At 56.3% G+C, this 17,400-nt stretch carries 15 protein-coding genes; 13 read left to right on the top strand and 2 right to left on the bottom strand.

The genetic code is table 11. The annotated features are described in order from the left end of the window. The first annotated feature begins 358 nt into the window (after positions 1–358). The 5 genes from HX778_RS11700 to HX778_RS11680 all read left to right on the top strand — a co-directional run bounded on the left by HX778_RS11700 (position 359) and on the right by HX778_RS11680 (position 6,093). A complete protein-coding gene (locus tag HX778_RS11700; RefSeq protein ID WP_176982061.1) occupies positions 359–598 on the top strand; it encodes a hypothetical protein in 240 nt (79 codons plus the stop codon). Positions 599–1,023: 425 nt separating this feature from the next. Continuing rightward, a complete protein-coding gene (gene mgtA, locus HX778_RS11695; protein WP_176982060.1) occupies positions 1,024–3,717 on the top strand; it encodes a magnesium-translocating P-type ATPase in 2,694 nt (897 codons plus the stop codon). A gap of 75 nt (positions 3,718–3,792) precedes the next feature. Continuing rightward, positions 3,793–4,029, top strand: coding sequence for a hypothetical protein (locus HX778_RS11690; RefSeq protein ID WP_038481560.1), 237 nt, complete (start codon positions 3,793–3,795; stop codon positions 4,027–4,029). A gap of 2 nt (positions 4,030–4,031) precedes the next feature. Beyond that, the gene (locus HX778_RS11685; RefSeq protein ID WP_038481557.1) at positions 4,032–5,684 is read left to right on the top strand and encodes a Na/Pi cotransporter family protein; all 1,653 of its coding nucleotides are present in this window, start codon (positions 4,032–4,034) and stop codon (positions 5,682–5,684) included. A gap of 67 nt (positions 5,685–5,751) precedes the next feature. After that, complete coding sequence (locus tag HX778_RS11680; RefSeq protein ID WP_176982059.1) at positions 5,752–6,093, top strand: DUF2493 domain-containing protein; 342 nt, start codon at positions 5,752–5,754, stop codon at positions 6,091–6,093. A 44-nt stretch (positions 6,094–6,137) separates the two neighbouring features. On the opposite strand, the gene HX778_RS11675 is transcribed toward HX778_RS11680, so the two are convergent. Both HX778_RS11675 and HX778_RS11670 read right to left on the bottom strand, forming a co-directional pair. Continuing rightward, entirely contained in the window at positions 6,138–7,670 is a 1,533-nt protein-coding gene (locus HX778_RS11675) for an amino acid ABC transporter permease/ATP-binding protein (RefSeq protein ID WP_176982058.1), read from the bottom strand. Positions 7,671–7,694: 24 nt separating this feature from the next. Further along, the gene (locus HX778_RS11670; RefSeq protein WP_081948205.1) at positions 7,695–8,522 is read right to left on the bottom strand and encodes an ABC transporter substrate-binding protein; all 828 of its coding nucleotides are present in this window, start codon (positions 8,520–8,522) and stop codon (positions 7,695–7,697) included. A gap of 536 nt (positions 8,523–9,058) precedes the next feature. Between HX778_RS11670 and HX778_RS11665 the strand changes: the two genes are divergently transcribed. The 8 genes from HX778_RS11665 to HX778_RS11630 all read left to right on the top strand — a co-directional run bounded on the left by HX778_RS11665 (position 9,059) and on the right by HX778_RS11630 (position 17,395). After that, the gene (locus HX778_RS11665) at positions 9,059–9,982 is read left to right on the top strand and encodes a LysR substrate-binding domain-containing protein (protein WP_038481548.1); all 924 of its coding nucleotides are present in this window, start codon (positions 9,059–9,061) and stop codon (positions 9,980–9,982) included. 176 nt (positions 9,983–10,158) lie between these two features. Then, entirely contained in the window at positions 10,159–11,424 is a 1,266-nt protein-coding gene (locus HX778_RS11660) for an NAD(P)/FAD-dependent oxidoreductase (protein ID WP_176982057.1), read from the top strand. Positions 11,425–11,449: 25 nt separating this feature from the next. After that, a complete protein-coding gene (locus HX778_RS11655; protein ID WP_038481542.1) occupies positions 11,450–11,878 on the top strand; it encodes a RidA family protein in 429 nt (142 codons plus the stop codon). Then, on the top strand, positions 11,875–12,549 hold the full coding sequence (locus HX778_RS11650; protein WP_038481539.1) for a DUF1028 domain-containing protein: 675 nt from the start codon (positions 11,875–11,877) through the stop codon (positions 12,547–12,549). The genes HX778_RS11655 and HX778_RS11650 overlap by 4 nt, the downstream gene beginning before the upstream one ends. Next, positions 12,542–13,690, top strand: coding sequence for an acetylornithine deacetylase (gene argE / locus HX778_RS11645; protein WP_176982056.1), 1,149 nt, complete (start codon positions 12,542–12,544; stop codon positions 13,688–13,690). Before HX778_RS11650 ends, argE begins: the two co-directional genes overlap by 8 nt. Before the next feature lie 323 nt (positions 13,691–14,013). Further along, positions 14,014–14,643, top strand: a complete 630-nt coding sequence (locus HX778_RS11640; protein WP_235212891.1) for a hypothetical protein — start codon at positions 14,014–14,016, stop codon at positions 14,641–14,643. A 114-nt stretch (positions 14,644–14,757) separates the two neighbouring features. After that, the gene (locus tag HX778_RS11635) at positions 14,758–16,026 is read left to right on the top strand and encodes an MASE1 domain-containing protein (RefSeq protein ID WP_176982055.1); all 1,269 of its coding nucleotides are present in this window, start codon (positions 14,758–14,760) and stop codon (positions 16,024–16,026) included. A gap of 43 nt (positions 16,027–16,069) precedes the next feature. Next, entirely contained in the window at positions 16,070–17,395 is a 1,326-nt protein-coding gene (locus HX778_RS11630; RefSeq protein WP_038481533.1) for an HdeD family acid-resistance protein, read from the top strand. The last annotated feature ends 5 nt before the right edge of the window (positions 17,396–17,400 follow it).

Here is a 17,400-nt window from a genome sequence, read left to right as displayed (position 1 = left end):
CCCCGAGTCGTTCACCGGTTCGGTGGTGACATATGAAGCAGCTCTGGAAGTGAACGGAACCTTTACCGAACCTACTTAAAACCCTGTATTTATGACCAAGAGACAGCCTCTTGCTTAAGAAAAGAAACTGCTCGGGAAGAGAGATAAAAATACCCTTTATTCTCTTCCCTCAATATTTCCTCACTGAAATATAAACGAACGAATTTAATTTACATTGCCGGGTTGACAATAGTATTGCTCATGGGTAGATTTCACGGGCCGAAGTTGCGGCCTTTCCTAACCTGACATAAGAGACTAATGGATACTGAATTTAGTAGCTGCCCGAACATTGCCTTAATGGCGGTTCGGGAAAGTAAACATGAAATCGATTGTGATCACTTCTTCGTTTTGGTGTGTCTCGCCGGAGCCTGATGCTCTCGTGTTGTCCCACCTCGACCAGGGTTTTCACGGTCCCGAGGTGTGTTATGAACTTCAAATCTACCCTTTTTCCTGGTGTCAAAACAGTGACATCAACGCTGCGTGTCCGGCCGCCCCGCGATCGGGTATTGTCCGCACGCAAAAAACAGAAAAACTCAATTTTCTCTTCGAAAATCAGTGAGTTGAATCAACGCATCACTAACTGGCGTGTCAGTCCTGTCACCGGCCAGCTGGAGCGTCGTTGCAGCTTCTCTGACGGCGAAGACCCACAAAGTCGACCCTTCGTAGCCTGATTCAGCCGTTACGCCGTAGGTTCGTCTGCGCGCTATGCCGCAGCCCGCTTCCGTGCGCCACGCTGAGTTACGTCACTATTGGTAGCTGTTTATTCCCTGATGCAGGCATCCCTGTACATCGGCAGGAATAACCACGTCCAAATAAAAGAAAATATAAATTTCTCGCCTGTTTATTTTAAAAAATAAATAGCGTGGAGCCCTGCGAAATTAATTCAAAACCGATCGCTCATGCGGCATCGGGCTATTTTCGGCCGCCTTTAATCCGGCATTTACCGTAAAAAGCCTGCTGCCGCCCGGCGACAGGAGCACCACCATGACTGTACAAACCAAGAACCGTAATAAAAAAAGCACGCTGTCTATGCGCGCCGCCCAGGAAGCCAAAAACGGCATCGCAGAAACCCTGGTCAACCTCAACACCACCCGGGAAGGGCTGCAGGAAGCCCACGCGAATGCCCGGCTGGAGCGGGATGGCCTGAACGAAGTCGCTCATGACAAGCCGCCTCACGCGCTGCTCCAGCTGCTGATGGCGTTTAACAACCCGTTTATCTACGTGCTCGCTATTCTCGCCAGCATCAGCTTCTTTACCGACTACTGGCTGCCTACCAGCCACGGCGAAGACGGTGACCTGACGACGGTGATCATCATCGGCACCATGGTGGCACTCAGCGGCCTGGTGCGCTTCTGGCAGGAACACCGCTCGGCTAAATCCGCCGAAGCGCTGAAGGCAATGGTGCGCACCACCGCCACGGTCGTTCGTCGTGAACATGCAGGGCAAAAAGGAACCCCGCGTGAAATCCCGATGCGCGAGCTGGTCGTGGGCGATATCGTACAGCTCTATGCGGGCGATATGATCCCGGCAGACGTGCGCCTCATTGAGTCTCGCGACCTGTTTATCAGCCAGGCCGTGCTGACCGGTGAAGCGCTGCCGATTGAGAAATACGACACCCTGGGCGATGTGGCGCAAAAATCCGCGCACGACAAGGCGATCGACAGCGAGAACCTGCTGGATATCCCTAACATCTGCTTTATGGGCACCAACGTTGTCAGCGGCACCGCGCAGGCGGTAGTGGTGGCGACCGGGCCACGGACCTACTTTGGCTCGCTGGCAAAAGCTATTGTCGGTACCCGGGCGCAAACGGCGTTTGACCGGGGCGTGAACAGCGTCAGCTGGCTGCTGATCCGCTTTATGCTGGTGATGGTGCCGGTGGTGTTCCTGATCAACGGCCTGATGAAAGGCGAATGGTGGGATGCCCTGCTGTTTGCCCTGGCGGTCGCCGTGGGCCTGACGCCGGAAATGCTGCCGATGATCGTCAGCGCCAACCTCGCCAAAGGCGCGGTGGCTATGGCGAAGCGTAAAGTGGTGGTTAAGCGTCTCAACGCGATTCAGAACCTGGGCGCGATGGACGTGCTGTGCACCGATAAAACCGGCACGCTGACGCAGGACAAAATCATTCTGGAGCACCACGTCGACACGCACGGTCAGAAAAATGAGTCCGTGCTGGCACTGGCCTGGCTCAACAGCCACCACCAAAGCGGCATCAAAAACCTGATGGATCAGGCGGTCATTTACTTCTCTGAAAATGAGCCGGGATTTGTGAAACCGCAGGGTTACAGCAAGGTCGATGAAATGCCGTTCGACTTCGTGCGCCGTCGCCTGTCGATTGTGGTGAAAGACAGCCAGAGCAATCACCTGCTGGTGTGCAAAGGCGCGGTGGAAGAGATGCTGAGCATCGCCACCCACATGGAAGAGAACGGCAAGGTTATCGCCCTGGACGAGCAGCGTCGTGAGGCGATGCTGGCAATGACCAACGACTACAACAAAGACGGTTTCCGCATCCTCGTGGTAGCCACCCGTGACATTCCTAAAGCCGAGGCGAAAAAGCAGTACGGCACCGACGATGAACACGACCTGATTATCCGTGGCTTCCTCACCTTCCTCGATCCACCGAAGGAGAGCGCAGGCCCGGCGATTGCCGCCCTGATGGACATCGGCGTGGCGGTGAAAGTGCTGACCGGCGATAACGCTATTGTCACCACGCGCATCTGCCGTCAGGTTGGGCTGGAGCCGGGCGAGCCGGTGCTCGGCCCGCAGATTGAGCAGCTGAGCGACGCTTCCCTGCAACAGTTAGTGGAAGAGCGCACCGTGTTCGCCAAGCTGACGCCGCTGCAGAAGTCTCGCGTGCTGAAGGCGCTGCAGGCTAACGGCCATACCGTCGGCTTCCTCGGCGACGGGATTAACGATGCTCCTGCCCTGCGTGATGCCGACGTTGGTATCTCGGTCGACAGCGGCACCGATATCGCCAAGGAATCCGCCGACATCATCCTGCTGGAAAAGAGCCTGATGGTGCTGGAAGAAGGCGTCATAAAAGGCCGCGAGACCTTTGGCAACATCATGAAGTACCTGAACATGACCGCCAGCTCCAACTTCGGCAACGTGTTCTCGGTGCTGGTTGCCAGCGCGTTCATCCCGTTCCTGCCGATGCTCGCCATTCAGCTGCTGCTGCAAAACCTGATGTACGACATCTCCCAGCTCGCGCTGCCGTGGGACAAAACGGACAAAGAGTTCCTGAGCAAGCCGCGCAAATGGGATGCCAAAAACATCGGCCGCTTCATGGTCTGGATTGGCCCGACGTCGTCCATTTTTGACATGACCACCTTTGCCCTGATGTGGTTTGTGTTCAGCGCCAACAGCGAGCACATGCAGACCCTGTTCCAGTCCGGCTGGTTCGTTGAAGGCCTGCTGTCGCAAACGCTGGTGGTGCACATGCTGCGTACCCAGAAGATCCCGTTCATTCAGAGCACTGCCGCCTGGCCGGTGATGATGATGACCGGCCTGGTGATGGCGGTAGGGATTTACGTGCCGTTCTCTCCGCTCGGGCCGTTGGTTGGGCTGCAGGCACTGCCGTGGCAGTACTTCCCGTGGCTGGTCGGCACCCTGCTGGCCTACTGCTGCGTGGCTCAGGCGATGAAAACGTTCTACATGCGTCGCTTCAAACAGTGGCACTAACTCTGCGTTAAGTACGGTAATTCGGTGCCGCTTCGGCGGCACCTTTCAGGCAGGCAACACAAGCTGGAAAGCATTATGGAAAAGCAACATTCCATTATTTTCCTGATTAAAAATAAGACCATCGCGTTGGTTGTCTTATTTTTAATGAAAATAACCCGCGTCCTTCGCGTCCGTGCCCTGGCATGGTTCGCCGGAGGGAAAATTAACTATCGACACACCAAAGCATTACTGAACCTCGCCAGCGCCATACATCGTTTTTCGATCAGGTTACTGCGTTTTGTTACACCACCCGCCCTTAAGAGGGGGAATTAATTATGTCCGGAACTACTCTGTTAATTAACCTGGCTGGCGCCATCGCTTTGCTGCTCTGGGGCAGCCATATGATTTCAACGGCGCTGCAGCGCGGCTTCGGCACGCCGCTGCGCAACTGGATGGGACGCCACCTCACTAACCGCTGGACCGCCCTGCTTGCCGGCATTGGCATTACCGGCGTCCTGCAAAGCAGCACCGCGGTGAGCATGATGGCAACGTCGTTTACCGCCGCCGGCACCTTGAGCCTTGCCCCCGCTCTGGCGGTGATGCTCGGCGCGAATATCGGCTCCACGCTGGTGGTGCAGCTGATGAGCTTTAACATGGAAATCGCCATTCCTCTGCTTCTGCTGGCCGGGTTTGTGGTCTTTAAGCTGCGGGACCATTCCAACTTTGAGAGCGTGGGCTGCGCCCTGATTGGCCTCGGCCTGATGCTGCTTGCGCTGCATTTGCTCAGCGGCACGCTGGCGGACATCGAAGTCACGCCGGTATTTCATGCCGTCATGCAGGGGCTGGAGGGAGACGTATTAATCGCCCTGCTGGTGGCGGCTCTCCTGACGCTGCTGTGCCACTCCAGCGTGGCGATTATTTTGCTGATCGCTTCCCTCGCGGCTACCGGCGCGATGACGCCAGCTACCGCGCTGGTACTGGTGCTTGGGGCAAACATTGGCGGCGCATTACCGCCGGTGCTTAACGCCGGGTCCGCCGTAGCTCGCCGCCTGCCGGTGGGCAACCTGATAGTTCGCCTGTCCGGCTGCGCGCTGGCGTTACTGCTGCTGCCTCTGCTGACGGATATCGCACAGAAATCCGGGCTGAACACGCCGCAGCTGGTGGTGTGGTTCCACACGGCCTTTAGCGCAGTGCTTGCGCTGCTGTTTATCAGCCTGACCGCGCCGATGGCCCGGTTCCTCGAGCGACTGTTCCCGGAAGAAGAGCGCGTGGGCGACCCGGGCATGCCGATGTATCTCGACGATGCAGGCCTCGAGGTCGCTTATATCGGCCTGTCGAATTCGGTTCGCGAATCGCTGCGCGCCGCCGACATGCTAACCATCATGCTCGATCGCCTGCTGGTTCTGTTTGTCACCCAGGAAAAACAGGCTGCCGACGAGATTCGCCAGCTTGACCAGTCTGTGGATCTGCTTAGCGCGGCGGTTCGCGCCTATCTCGCCGACATCGGTCAGGACGGGTTGAATGACGCGGATGCCGATCGCGCGCAGGAAATTCTGATGTTCATCATCAATTTTGAGCACGCGGGCGACATTCTCTCCAGCAACCTGACCCAGCTGGCAACGCGTCGCGCACGCCGGGGCGAGCTGTTTAACGACTTTGAGTTACACAATATTCACCTGCTGCACGCGGAAATCCTCACCAGCCTGCGCCTGGCGATTGCCGCGTTCATGCGTGAAGACCTGTCTGCTGCCCACCAGCTGGTGCAGCGCAAAGAAACCATTCGCCAGCTCGAGGCCTCCGCCAGCCGCGAGCATTTCAAAAAGCTGCGTGAGGACAAAAATGCCTGGGCGGAATCCGGCGACATCTTCCAGCGGGTACTGCGGGACTACCGTCGCGTGCATCACCACATCGCCGCCGTGGCCTACCCGGTCATTGACCGACTGGGCGATAAATCCCTGCTGTTTATCGACACGCCGCCGGACGTTTAAAAAAACAATAACCGCCGTCGCGCGGGCGAGAGTTTTTTCAAGGAAAGCAACTTTAAGGTACAGAAAAGTGAGAGTTTTAATCTGCTCAGGTCGGTTTTATGCCGACACCCATACCATTACCCACGTGCTGGATTTATATGCCCGCACGCAGACTATCAACGTGCTGATTCACGGGGGGCACCAGACGCTGGGCGGCGCGATAGAAAACTGGGCGCGCGGTATCGACGTGCACGTCATTCGCTACCCGGCCAACTGGGCGCTGCACGGCAAATATGCGGAAACCAGGCGCAACCTGTTTATGCTGGAAGACAGCCGCCCTGACGTGCTGCTGGCTTTTCCTGGGGGAGAAGACACGGCGGAGTGCATAAGAATGGCGCGCAATTCCGGCGTGAAGGTTATCGAGATTTAATGCAGACGGGCTGCGACAGATTTATGTTACCGCAGCCCGATTTTTCAGGCCGCCGCTGGCGCCAGGTTAACGTCTTTGAGGAACTCGGTAATACGCGGATTCTCTCCGCTGCGCAGCGCCTGCGGGGAGTCATCGCAAACCACTCGTCCTTTTTCCATAAACACAATTCTGTCCGACACGCTGAACGCGAAGTTCATTTCGTGGGTGACGATCACCATCGTTATCCCCTCGCCCGCCAGGTTCTCGATCACCTGCAGCACCTCATTCACTTTTTCAGGGTCGAGCGCTGAGGTAGGCTCATCGAACAGCATAATTTGCGGGCGCATCATCAGGGCCCGGGCGATAGCCACCCTTTGCTGCTGCCCGCCGGAAAGCTGATGCGGGTATTTGTGAGCGTGCTCCAGCATGCCGACCTTGCGCAACAATACGCAGGCCTCACGCTTTAGCTCTGCATCCGTCGCCAGGCGATGGTAGTGCGGCGCCAGCATCAGGTTTTTCATTACCGTTAAGTGCGGGAACAGGTTAAACCCCTGGAACACCATGCCGATGTTCAGCCGGTGTGCGGCGTTTTCCACGTACTGAGGCTTCTGAGCCCCCTGTTTTTCCAGGCGAATAAACGGCTGCCCGTTAATCAGGATCTCCCCGTTATCCAGCTGTTCCAGGCCATTCAGCAGGCGGATAAGCGTCGTTTTCCCGGAGCCGGACGGGCCAATCACCGACACCACTTCCCCAGGCTTAATATCCAGGTTAACCGCGCCAAGCACCTCCACGTTGTTATAAGCTTTATGTAACTTACGAGCCTGCAGCGCGGGAACGTCTGACGCCAGCGGCGCGCGTGATACCAGCCCGCTTTCCTGCGCGGCCATCGCTTCCAGTTCGGCTTCCGGCAGGCGGGCGGTTTTGCGCTGGGTGACATCCAGCCGTTTTTCCAGCAGCTTCAGCAAGAAGTCAAAGACCGTCACGATAAACACATAATAGAAAGCCACCGCCGCCATGGTTTCCATCACCAGGAAGTTTTGCGAATAAAGCCGCTGCCCGACCATCAGGATCTCGGTCAGCGAAATCACCGAAACCAGCGAGCTTAATTTCACGATGGAGATGTATTCGTTGGCCAGCGACGGCAGCGCCACCCGCAGCGCCTGCGGCACGATAACCAGCCACTGAATGCCTGCGTAGCGCAGCCCCAGGGCGCGGGCGGCCTCACGCTGACCACGAGGAATGGCCAACAGGCCGCCGCGGTGGATCTCCGCAATATAGGCCGTTTCGCTCAAAACCAGCGCTATGAGCCCCGCCCAGAAAGGGTCGCTCAGCAGGGCCGAGCTGCCCGGCAGCGCCTGGGGCAGGTTATAAACAAAGATAAGCAGCACCAGCAGCGGCAGGCTGCGGAACAGCCAGATATAGGCCCGCGCCGGTAAAGAGAGCCAGGGAGAGGCGGCCTGTTTGCCCAGAGCCAGAAGAAAGCCAAACCCAATACTGATTATCCAGCTCAGCAGGCTCAGCTTAATCACGGTCCAGGTCGCCTGCCAAAAATCAGCGTTGCTGAACAGGCTGAATAAATAGTTCCAGTCAAAAGACATATCCGCACTCCCCGGCGATGGTGATTACAAACTGCTGGCCTGAATTTCGGCTTCGGACGGCTCCGCCAGGTGATACTTTTTCACTAAGGCCGAGTACTTGCCGCTGGCCTTAAAGGCCGCAATCCCGTCGTTCAGCTCTTTTTTCAGCTCAGGGTTGGTTTTGCTCACCCCCAGGCCCACCAGCACCGGGTACAGCAGTTCCGTCGAGGTCACCGCCAGCCGCCCTTTCATTTTATCCACCACCTGACTTGCCACGGCGGCATCGGTCATCTGTACTTCTACCGCGTGGGAAAGCAATGCCTGGGTGGTTTGCGGGTCGGTTGAAAACTCGCTCACCGCAATCGGCTTCAGCCCCTGCTTGACGCAGTAGTCGGCCGACAGCGTGTGCAGTTTTTCCAGCCAGTAAGTCCCCTGCATCGACCCGACTTTATGCCCGCAAAGCTCTTCCGGTTTGGTTGGCTTAAAGCTGGCGTTGCTGAGGGTCAGCAGCGACTCGCCGGTTTTCAGGTACGGCACCATGTCGATAACCTTCTGGCGCTCGGGGGTGATAAACAGCGCGGAGGCAATCAGCTCGAAGCGCTTCGCCTGCAGGCCGGGGATCAGGCTGGTAAAGCGGGTATCCACATAATCAGGTTTGAGCTTCATCGCCCCGGCAACGCCGTTGATAAATTCAATATCAAAACCTGCGGGCGTTTTGCCGTCGAGATATTCGTAAGGCGGGAAGGTGATGTCGCTCCCCACCGTAAGCTGGCCGGGGGTCATCACGGCGGCCTGAGCCCCGCCGCTGAGCAGTAAAGGCAGCGCCGCCGCCATGCAGGTGAATAACGCCTTGCTATGTGAAGATGTAAACATGCGATGACTCCAGTGCAGGTGATAAAACATTTTTTATTGGCTCCGTAACGGAGGCGCTTTTCACAGCTTATGGTTTCGCCCTGGCTACTGCCTTGCAATATATTCGCCAGGACGATAATCATTCGGTGAGCGTTTGCGATTGAGCCATGCTGCAGGAGAAAGGCACGGGGATAAAGGACGAAAAATATGCCTTACCTCTATAAAAAATTGTTTTAAGGCAATGGCTATTTTTTTGCACCAGCGCAGCGCAATACTTTAATTCCCAACAGGAAAGCGAATAGAGACATATTTCAGACAGATAATAGCGATATAAAATATTTATCCGCACCAAAAAAGTGCAGCTTATTTTTTTATTGCCACTTTTTGGGGATTATTCGTGACCAATAAAAATGAAAATATTTTTTCTGAGCATCATTTTTACCGTTAACGCCTACCACGGCGGCATCTGGCACAGGCTTTGCTACTAACAGAAATAACTGGATAGCCTGAAACTATCTTGCAAGGTCCACTGCCAATAAAAAACCGGGGTTAGCACCATGACACATTTCACGCTCAAGCAGCTCAAGTACTTTGTCACCGTCGTTGAAGCGCAGAGCATCGCCGAAGCCTCAAGGCAGCTGCATATCGCCCAGCCATCGGTTTCCATTGCCATCAAAAACCTCGAGGACACCTTTGAGCAGCAGTTTTTTATTCGTCACCACGCGCAGGGCGTTTCGCTGACGCCCGGCGGGCTGCGGTTTTATGAAAAAGCCCGCGAGCTGCTGCGGCTTTCATACCAGTTTGAGCAAAATGCCAAGGCGGATAACGACCTTGTGTCCGGCACCATCGCCATCGGCTGCTTCGAATCCGCAGCCCCGCTTTATCTGCCGAGGCTTATCGCCGGGTTTCGCAAGATTTACCCTGAAATAACCATCCGGCTGTACGACGGCGAACAGAATGAGCTGACCCACGGGCTGCATCGCGGGCGCTTTGACCTGGCGTTTATGTACAACCTCGAGCTGGAAAGCACGCTGCATACCGAAAAGTTGAACGCCCCGCAGAAGCCTTATGCCCTGCTGCCTGCGGCTCATCCACTGGCGAAGAAAACGTCCGTGACGCTGAAAGAACTCAGCCGTGAACCGATGATCCTGCTGGACGTCATCCCCAGCAAAAGCTACTTCATGAATATTTTCACCGACAAAGGCCTGCACCCTGAGGTGGCCTACAGTTCGCCGTCGATAGAAATGGTGCGCTGCATGGTCGGCCAGGGAATGGGGTTCTCGGTGCTGGTCACCCGCCCCTGCACCGACGTGACCTATGACGGCCAGCGCGTTACGCAGGTGGAAATAGTCGATGATATGGCCGCCTCAACGCTGGTGATGGCTTATTTACGCCATAACGAACCGACGCGCCCGACGCGTTTATTTATGGATTATTGCCGTACTTTTGAACTGATGCCGGAGGGCGTGATTGAAGAGTAAAAAAGGCGTGAAGCGTAGCCTTAAAATACAGGAAATTCATAGCCTGTAGATTGAGGCTAATTTATTTATGCCTTATCCCTAGATTTATAATATTTTACGGAATGTCTGCCGCTCAATAACCTTGTGCCATAGCGAAGCTGCGCTGAATCTTATTTCCCGGCCCCAAGGAAACAGACATGACCGTAATAAAAACACAAACAGACACTCTAGTGATTGGCGCCGGCCAGGCCGGGATCGCCATGAGCGAGCACCTGACACGCCTCGGTATTCCGCATCTGGTGCTGGAGAAAAACCGCATTGCCGAAGCCTGGCGCAGCGGGCGCTGGGATTCGCTGGTGGCGAACGGCCCGGCCTGGCATGACCGTTTCCCTGGGCTGGAATTCAGCCAGGCCGATCGGGACAGCTTTATCCCTAAAGACGAGGTAGCTAACTACTTTGAAGATTACGCCCGCAAGTTTGAGGCTCCGGTAAAAACGGGCGTAGAGGTAAAAAGCGTGACGCGCAATCACGGCAGGCCGGGTTTCACCGTGGAAACCAGCGACGGCATTGTAGAAGCGAAGCATATCGTCGCCGCAACGGGGCCTTTCCAGCGCCCGGTCGTACCGGCCATTGCTCCGGAAGATGGCAGGCTCTACCAGATACATTCCGCTGCCTACAAAAAACCGGCGCAGCTGCCTGCCGGAGCCGTATTGGTGGTGGGCGCGGGCTCATCAGGGGTACAAATTGCCGACGAGATCCAGCGTTCGGGCAAGCAGGTTTATCTCTCCGTCGGCGCGCACGACCGCCCGCCTCGCGCTTACCGCAATCGTGATTTTTGCTGGTGGCTGGGCGTGCTGGGGCTGTGGGATGCGGCGGCCAATCAGCCCGGCAAAGAGCACGTCACCATTGCGGTGAGCGGCGCTCGCGGCGGCCACACTGTTGATTTTCGCGCCCTGGCGCATCAGGGCATTCACCTCGTCGGCCTGACTCAACGCTTTGCAGATGGGAAGGTCTTTTTTGAAGACAACCTCGCGCACAATATCCGCCAGGGCGATGAAAGCTACCTTGCCCTGCTGGACGCCGCCGATGCCTGGATTGCCCGCAACGGCCTTGATCTGCCCGAGGAGCCGCAGGCCCGCATCTTCCCGGCCGATCCGCTTTGCGTCACCCAGCCCACGCTTGAGCTGAACCTTGCCGAGACGGGGATCACCTCGATTATCTGGGCGACCGGCTATGCGCCGGATTACGGCTGGCTGCAGGTGGACGCTTTTGATGCCCAGGGCAAACCCCGTCACCAGCGCGGCGTTTCCAGCGAGGCTGGCGTCTATTTCCTGGGGCTGCCGTGGCTGTCCCGCCGGGGATCAACGTTTATCTGGGGCGTGTGGCATGACGCGAAATACATTGCCGACCACATTGAAACCCAGCGCAATTACAGCCGCTATTCCGACGCTTCCCAGCGCTAACCTCTTGCCAACAAGGAATTGACCGATGCCGACACATACTCGTATTCGCATGTTTAACACCAAAGAAACCTACCCTAACCAGTCGCTGAACAACGACCTCTGCCAGGCGGTGCGCGCCGGTAACACCGTCTATGTTCGCGGCCAGGTCGGAACGGATTTTGAAGGGAAGCTGATTGGGCTGGGCGACCCGCAGGCGCAGGCCGAACAGGCGATGAAGAACGTTAAGCAACTGCTGGAGGAAGCCGGGAGCGACCTCTCCCACATCGTCAAAACCACCACCTATATTATCGACCCGCGCTACCGTGAGCCGGTGTATCAGGAAGTGGGCAAATGGCTGAAAGGCGTATTTCCAATCTCCACCGGCCTCGTGGTTTCTGCCCTCGGCCAGCCGCAGTGGCTGATGGAAATCGATGTCATTGCGGTGATCCCTGACGATGCCGAGGGGAAAAAATGACATTTTCTATCGCCGCACGCTGCCAGGAAACCGGCCAGCTTGGCATCGCCATTAGCTCATCCAGCATCGCGGTTGGCGCACGCTGCCCGTGGCTGGTACCGGGCGTCGGGGCGGTGTCGAGCCAGAATATAACGCTGCCCGCGCTGGGGCCGATGGTGCTGTCGAAGCTGGGCGAAGGTGTTGCGCCGCAGGAGGCTATAAAGCGGGTCGTCAGCGAGCATCTGCACGGCGACTACCGGCAGGTGACAGTCATCGACAGCAACGGCAAAACCGCCTGTCACAGCGGCGAGAAATCATTGGGTATTTATCACGCCGTGGAGGGGGATAACTGCGTGGCGGCAGGCAATATGCTGGCCGATAAAACGGTGATTAACGCCATGATCGAGCGCTTCGAAAAAAGCAGCGGCACGCTGGCAGACCGGCTGATTGCCGCGCTTGAGGCGGCGCTGGAAAAAGGCGGCGAAGCCGGGCCGGTGCATTCTGCGGCGTTAAAAGTCGTGGATACCGTCGCCTGGCCGGTTATCGACCTGCGCGTGGACTGGGCGGACAAGAGCCCGATAGCCGAACTGCATTCGCTCTGGCTGGCCTATAAACCACAAATGCAGGATTACCTGATCCGCGCACTCGACCCGCGAGAAGCCCCCAGCTATGGCGTACCCGGCGATGAATAAACGGCTGCTTCCCTTATTGCAAAAGCTGCTGTCGCGGGACACCACCAGCCGCGAGTCGAACCTGGCGTTGATCAAGGATATTCGCGATTACCTTGCCGGGTGGGGCATCGACGCAGAGCTGTTTCACAGCGAGGACGGACGCAAGGCCAATCTTTATGCGGTACTTGGCCCCTCAGGTGGCGGCGGCGTAATGCTGTCCGGGCATACGGACGTGGTGCCGGTAGACGGGCAGCCGTGGAGCGTTCCCCCTTTCGACATGACCTACCGGGATGGCCGCTACTACGGGCGCGGCGCGGCGGACATGAAGAGCTTTATCGCCTGCGTGCTGGCCTCCGTGCCGGCGTTTCTCGCACAACCGCTGAGAATGCCGCTGCACCTGGCCTTCTCCTATGACGAAGAAGTTGGTTGCCTCGGCGTGCGCAGCCTGGTGGAGCATCTGCGCGCCTCAAAAGAAAAACCCGCGCTTTGCATCGTGGGCGAGCCGACCGAAATGCGCCCGGTTTACGGGCATAAAGGCAAAATAGCCCTGCGCTGCGAAGTGCACGGCCACGCCTGTCATTCCGCCTATGCGCCGCAGGGCGTGAACGCCATTGAATATGCTGCCCGGCTCATCGGCAAGCTGGGCGAGGCTCGCGAGGCGTTAACGCAAACGACGGATGTCCGCTTTGATCCTCCGTTCAGCACCCTGCAGGTGGGAACGATCCGTGGCGGCAGCGCATTAAATATTGTCCCCCAGGAGTGCCAGTTTGATTTTGAAATCCGCTACCTGCCGGAGGTTGATGCCGCCGCGGTGGTGGATGACGTTCAACGCTATGCGCGGCAAACGCTGGAACCCGCCATGCAGCGCGTTTCCCCGACAGGCGCGATTCGGTTTGTTCCCCTGAGCCACTATCCCGGCCTGCTGACGGACGCTCAGTCCGAATTTGCCGGCTGGCTGGCGCAGTGGTGCGGCAGCGATGAGTACAGCACGGTGGCATTTGGCACCGAGGGCGGGCTTTTTGATGAAGCCGGGATAGCCACGCTGATTTGTGGCCCCGGCAGCATGGATCAAGGGCACAAACCCGATGAGTTTGTGGCCGAAGAACAGCTGCACAAATGCATGGCGATGCTGGACAACCTGCGCCAGTGGATGAATGCCTGAACGCTGCGTAGCGTCTGCAGGAAAAAACCAGCGAACATATGTGACGCAACAGCAAACCAACAGAATTTAATCCTTAAAAATATCATTATTTAAATCATTAACCCCAAAAACGGAAAGGGCAGCGGCAAATAACCAGTGTAAATATGGGTTTATTCCTTATCGTTGAGCCATTATTTACTCTTAAGGAGGATGATCGTGGAGGATTAATAGTAATAACGCCCTGCTTTCAAAACATTTTATTCACAATAAATTAATCTAGTTATTACATAAGGTTTTTGCTGTTTAGCTTATTAAATACGGGTTAGATGAGGGTCATTTTCTTATTGAAAACGACCGATTTAGCCCTGGGGTTGGTAGGGATGTCCGGGTTCAAAACACGCTTATTTTTGCTTAATAAAAACAGCCAACGCCTGCTATTGTTGTGCAGTGGCTTACTGCTTAGCATGCTGGCCGCACTGATTGTCATCGCCATTTTCAAACCCGCTGGAAAGCCGCTGGATGACAGAAGAGATCCTGTTGCTTTACTGGTTTATAGCTGGGAGGCGGAGGCCAGCTCGCACCTGACGTCCGCGAAAATCTTCCATTCGGCGGATGCGGGGACCCGCAAGGACATTTTATTGATGGTCTGGAACGTGAAACCCGACCTTCTGGCGGGTAAAATGTCCGTCTCAGCCATGCCAAATAAGGCCATGAAATGGGTGCAAAGAGAACTTAGGGAGTCTCTGCGCATCGCTTTGCTTCCCTCTCCCGCTTCACGCTGCTTACGCCCCGGGACGGAAGAACAACCCAATATTTATAAGCAAAGCATCGTGGCAGAAGCCGGATCGCATGGACAACCCCCGGAACAAGCTATTGAAGAGAATCATCAGTATGAAGGGCAAATTCAACCGTCAGGGGCAAGCCTTAGGGGCATTTTCTCACCAGAGAAAATCGATGCACGCCATGCCGTCTGACGGGGCATAAACGGTCCTGCTTTGTCTTTTCAGCAAAGGGTTGTTAGCCTTTAAGTAAAATAACGCCCGACAGCAGAATGCTGCGCGCTTTCCTGAATCAAAAATGGACGAGAAATGAAAACGTATTTCCCTTCCTGGCTGCAGCAAACCGCTATCCTGCTTTTGTGGGGGCTGGTCTATTATCTGTCCGGGCTTATCTCATTAAAATTTGACGACCCAAACTCTGCCATAGCGATTGTCTGGTTCCCATCGGGCGTCGCCGTAGCGGCTTTTTTGTCCGCCCGCTGGCGCGACTATCCTGCGCTTATCCTTATCTTCGCGCTGGCAAGCGTACTGCTGGACGAAGCCTGGCAGAGTATTCCACTTTTTTTAACCACGCTGGGTTATTCGCTGCTGGCGATGCCCGCCAACGTTCTCATTGCCTGGCTGGTGCGCCGTTTCTCGCGGCCAAATGACGACCTGCACGTCATCCTGCTGTGGATTTGCGCCACCTTTGTCGTCAGCGTGTTCGATGCGCTTATCGTCGGAGGGGGTTATGCATTTTTCACCGACCAGCCAGTGGCGAAGACTATCTCGAACGGGTTCGTTGCCGATGTGACCGGGATCTTCTTCGCGACGACCGTCGTCATGGGCTTCGTGAATAAACGAGGTCCCCGGGCCGCTCTCGCCTGGTCGACCCGCCTGGCAGGTCTGGCGCTGTTGCTGCTGATTTGTGCAGCAACGGTATTTATCTTCGACTACAGCGGAACCTGGCTCAGAACCGAGGCCGCCGCGCTCTATTTTGCCCTTTCTTGCCTGCCGATTGTGCTGACGATGATGCTTTCCCTGGTCTGGGGCAATCGTGGAGGTTCCATCGGCCTGCTGGCGTTGGGCGCCATCGTCATCCACTTTACCGACCAGCATCAAGGGCCTTTCTTTCTTCACGGCCTTAGCTTTACCGAATCGCTACTGCTGGCACTGAGTTACCTCTCGGCGACCGCCTTGCTTATCGTATTTGTCCGTGTGTTAAGGCGCTCGACGACCCGTTTTAACCCGGATACCGGCAGGCTTGCGGGTAACGGCATACTTTATCGACTGGAGCCTGAAACCGGCGTATTCAGCTGGGAAAACGATCTCTCGTCACTGCTGGGCGCGGGTTACCCGGCAGTGTTTGACACCGTCGAGCGAGTGCTGGGCTATGTACATCCTTCAGATCGGGAAAAACTCAGGCAGCACTGGCTCGCCCCCGTTCAGAACAAACACAAGCCCCTGATATTTCGTATCAAGACGAATGACGATGAGTGGCTAACGCTGGTTGACAGCGGCGGCGTTGCCATGTCAAACGGCGGCAAGCGCATTATTGTCGGAAACTGGCAGGCCAGCCATTACGATCTGGCTATCTAAATCTAAACACGGACGTGATGACTTTTTAAGGAGAGACAGGCTTGTGATTCAGATTGCGTTGTTACTGTTCGGCGTCGACTTTATGCGCTCCAGGGTCAAATACCTGATCCTGCTTGGCAGCCTGTGGAGCCTGCTCGGGCTGGCTATTTTCCTCGATGGTCTGGACGGCGTGACCTACTTCCCCCTGCGCTTTTTTGGCCTGCTTTTGCTGCTGGAAAGCCTGGTGACGCTCAGTATTGCTTCCGGCGGCGTCGGGGCGCAAAAAGCTGTGCTCTACTTTAAGGGCGGCATTTTTTGTTTCGTCTCGCTGCTTATATTATCCAACCAGTCCTACAGTAATTTACTGCTGGCCATCGTCTTTGGTTTTGCCTATTTCGTCATTGGCCTGTTCGTTATTTTCTCGGCGTGGATTGTGCGTTTCCCTCACTGGAAGAGCACCCTGGCGACCGGTTTAGCGCAAATTATATTCGCCTTTTTTATGTTCAGCCCGTGGCCAACCCATTATAAAGCCACGGTTTCGTTCTTCCTGGGCACGCTGATGATTTTCAGCGGTATTCATACCGTCCGGCTTGCGCTTCGCGTGGCGAGGCTGCGGGAAGGCACCTCGGTCTTCGATCTCCTGGTGCCTGCTGGAATCGGTTTTGAAGTGAAAAAAGGGGCTGACGCAAAGCCGAAGGTCGCAGAGCCGGAGCACGCTGATTTTCGTGAGCCGCTAACCGTACACATCTGGACCCCGGAAGGCACCGCCAGCGCGTCGACCATTCCGCGCCCGGTGATCAATCGCTATATCGCCGCAGTGGACTCAGAAGGGGTTATATCGACGGGCCACGCCGCGCTTGAAGTCCCGCCCGGCCTCTACATCAGCCTTTATCCTGCAGAAGACATCGACCGCTCGCCGGCCGAGTTTTTGAACACGCTGAAGGCCACGCGCGATAACGACGTGCCGGGGACGTTCCAGCCTGACTATGCCACCGAGGCGGCAGAGTGGTGCCAGTCAGATCGCAAAATCTACTTCCACCAGTACAACGGCAAAGCGTTGCAGCGTTTCTGGAGCGCCTACAAGCTGACGAAAACCTATAACCTGACCTATCGCAATTGCTCCAGCAGCGTTGCCTACGCCCTGGAAGCGTCGCTGGATGGCGTGCTCTCAAAACGCACAAAAAGCGGGCTATCGATACTCAGGACGCTCGCCATGCCTGAACTCTGGATAGCCGCTCAGGTACGCAAACGAGCCATTTCCATGGCCTGGACACCGGGACTGGTGATGGATTACGCCAGAGCGCTGCGCAGCATCGTTCACCCTGTCCCCGAGCCCTGGTATCAACGCTTCTCCTTCAAATGGCGTGACGACAGAAAGGCCGGGGAATAACGCGT

Origin of the sequence: Cedecea sp. P7760 (assembly GCF_013386425.1) — a bacterium.
Lineage (GTDB): Bacteria > Pseudomonadota > Gammaproteobacteria > Enterobacterales > Enterobacteriaceae > Cedecea > Cedecea selenatireducens.
Note: the sequence above shows the minus strand (reverse complement) of the source record. Positions and strands in the feature narration are given on the sequence as shown.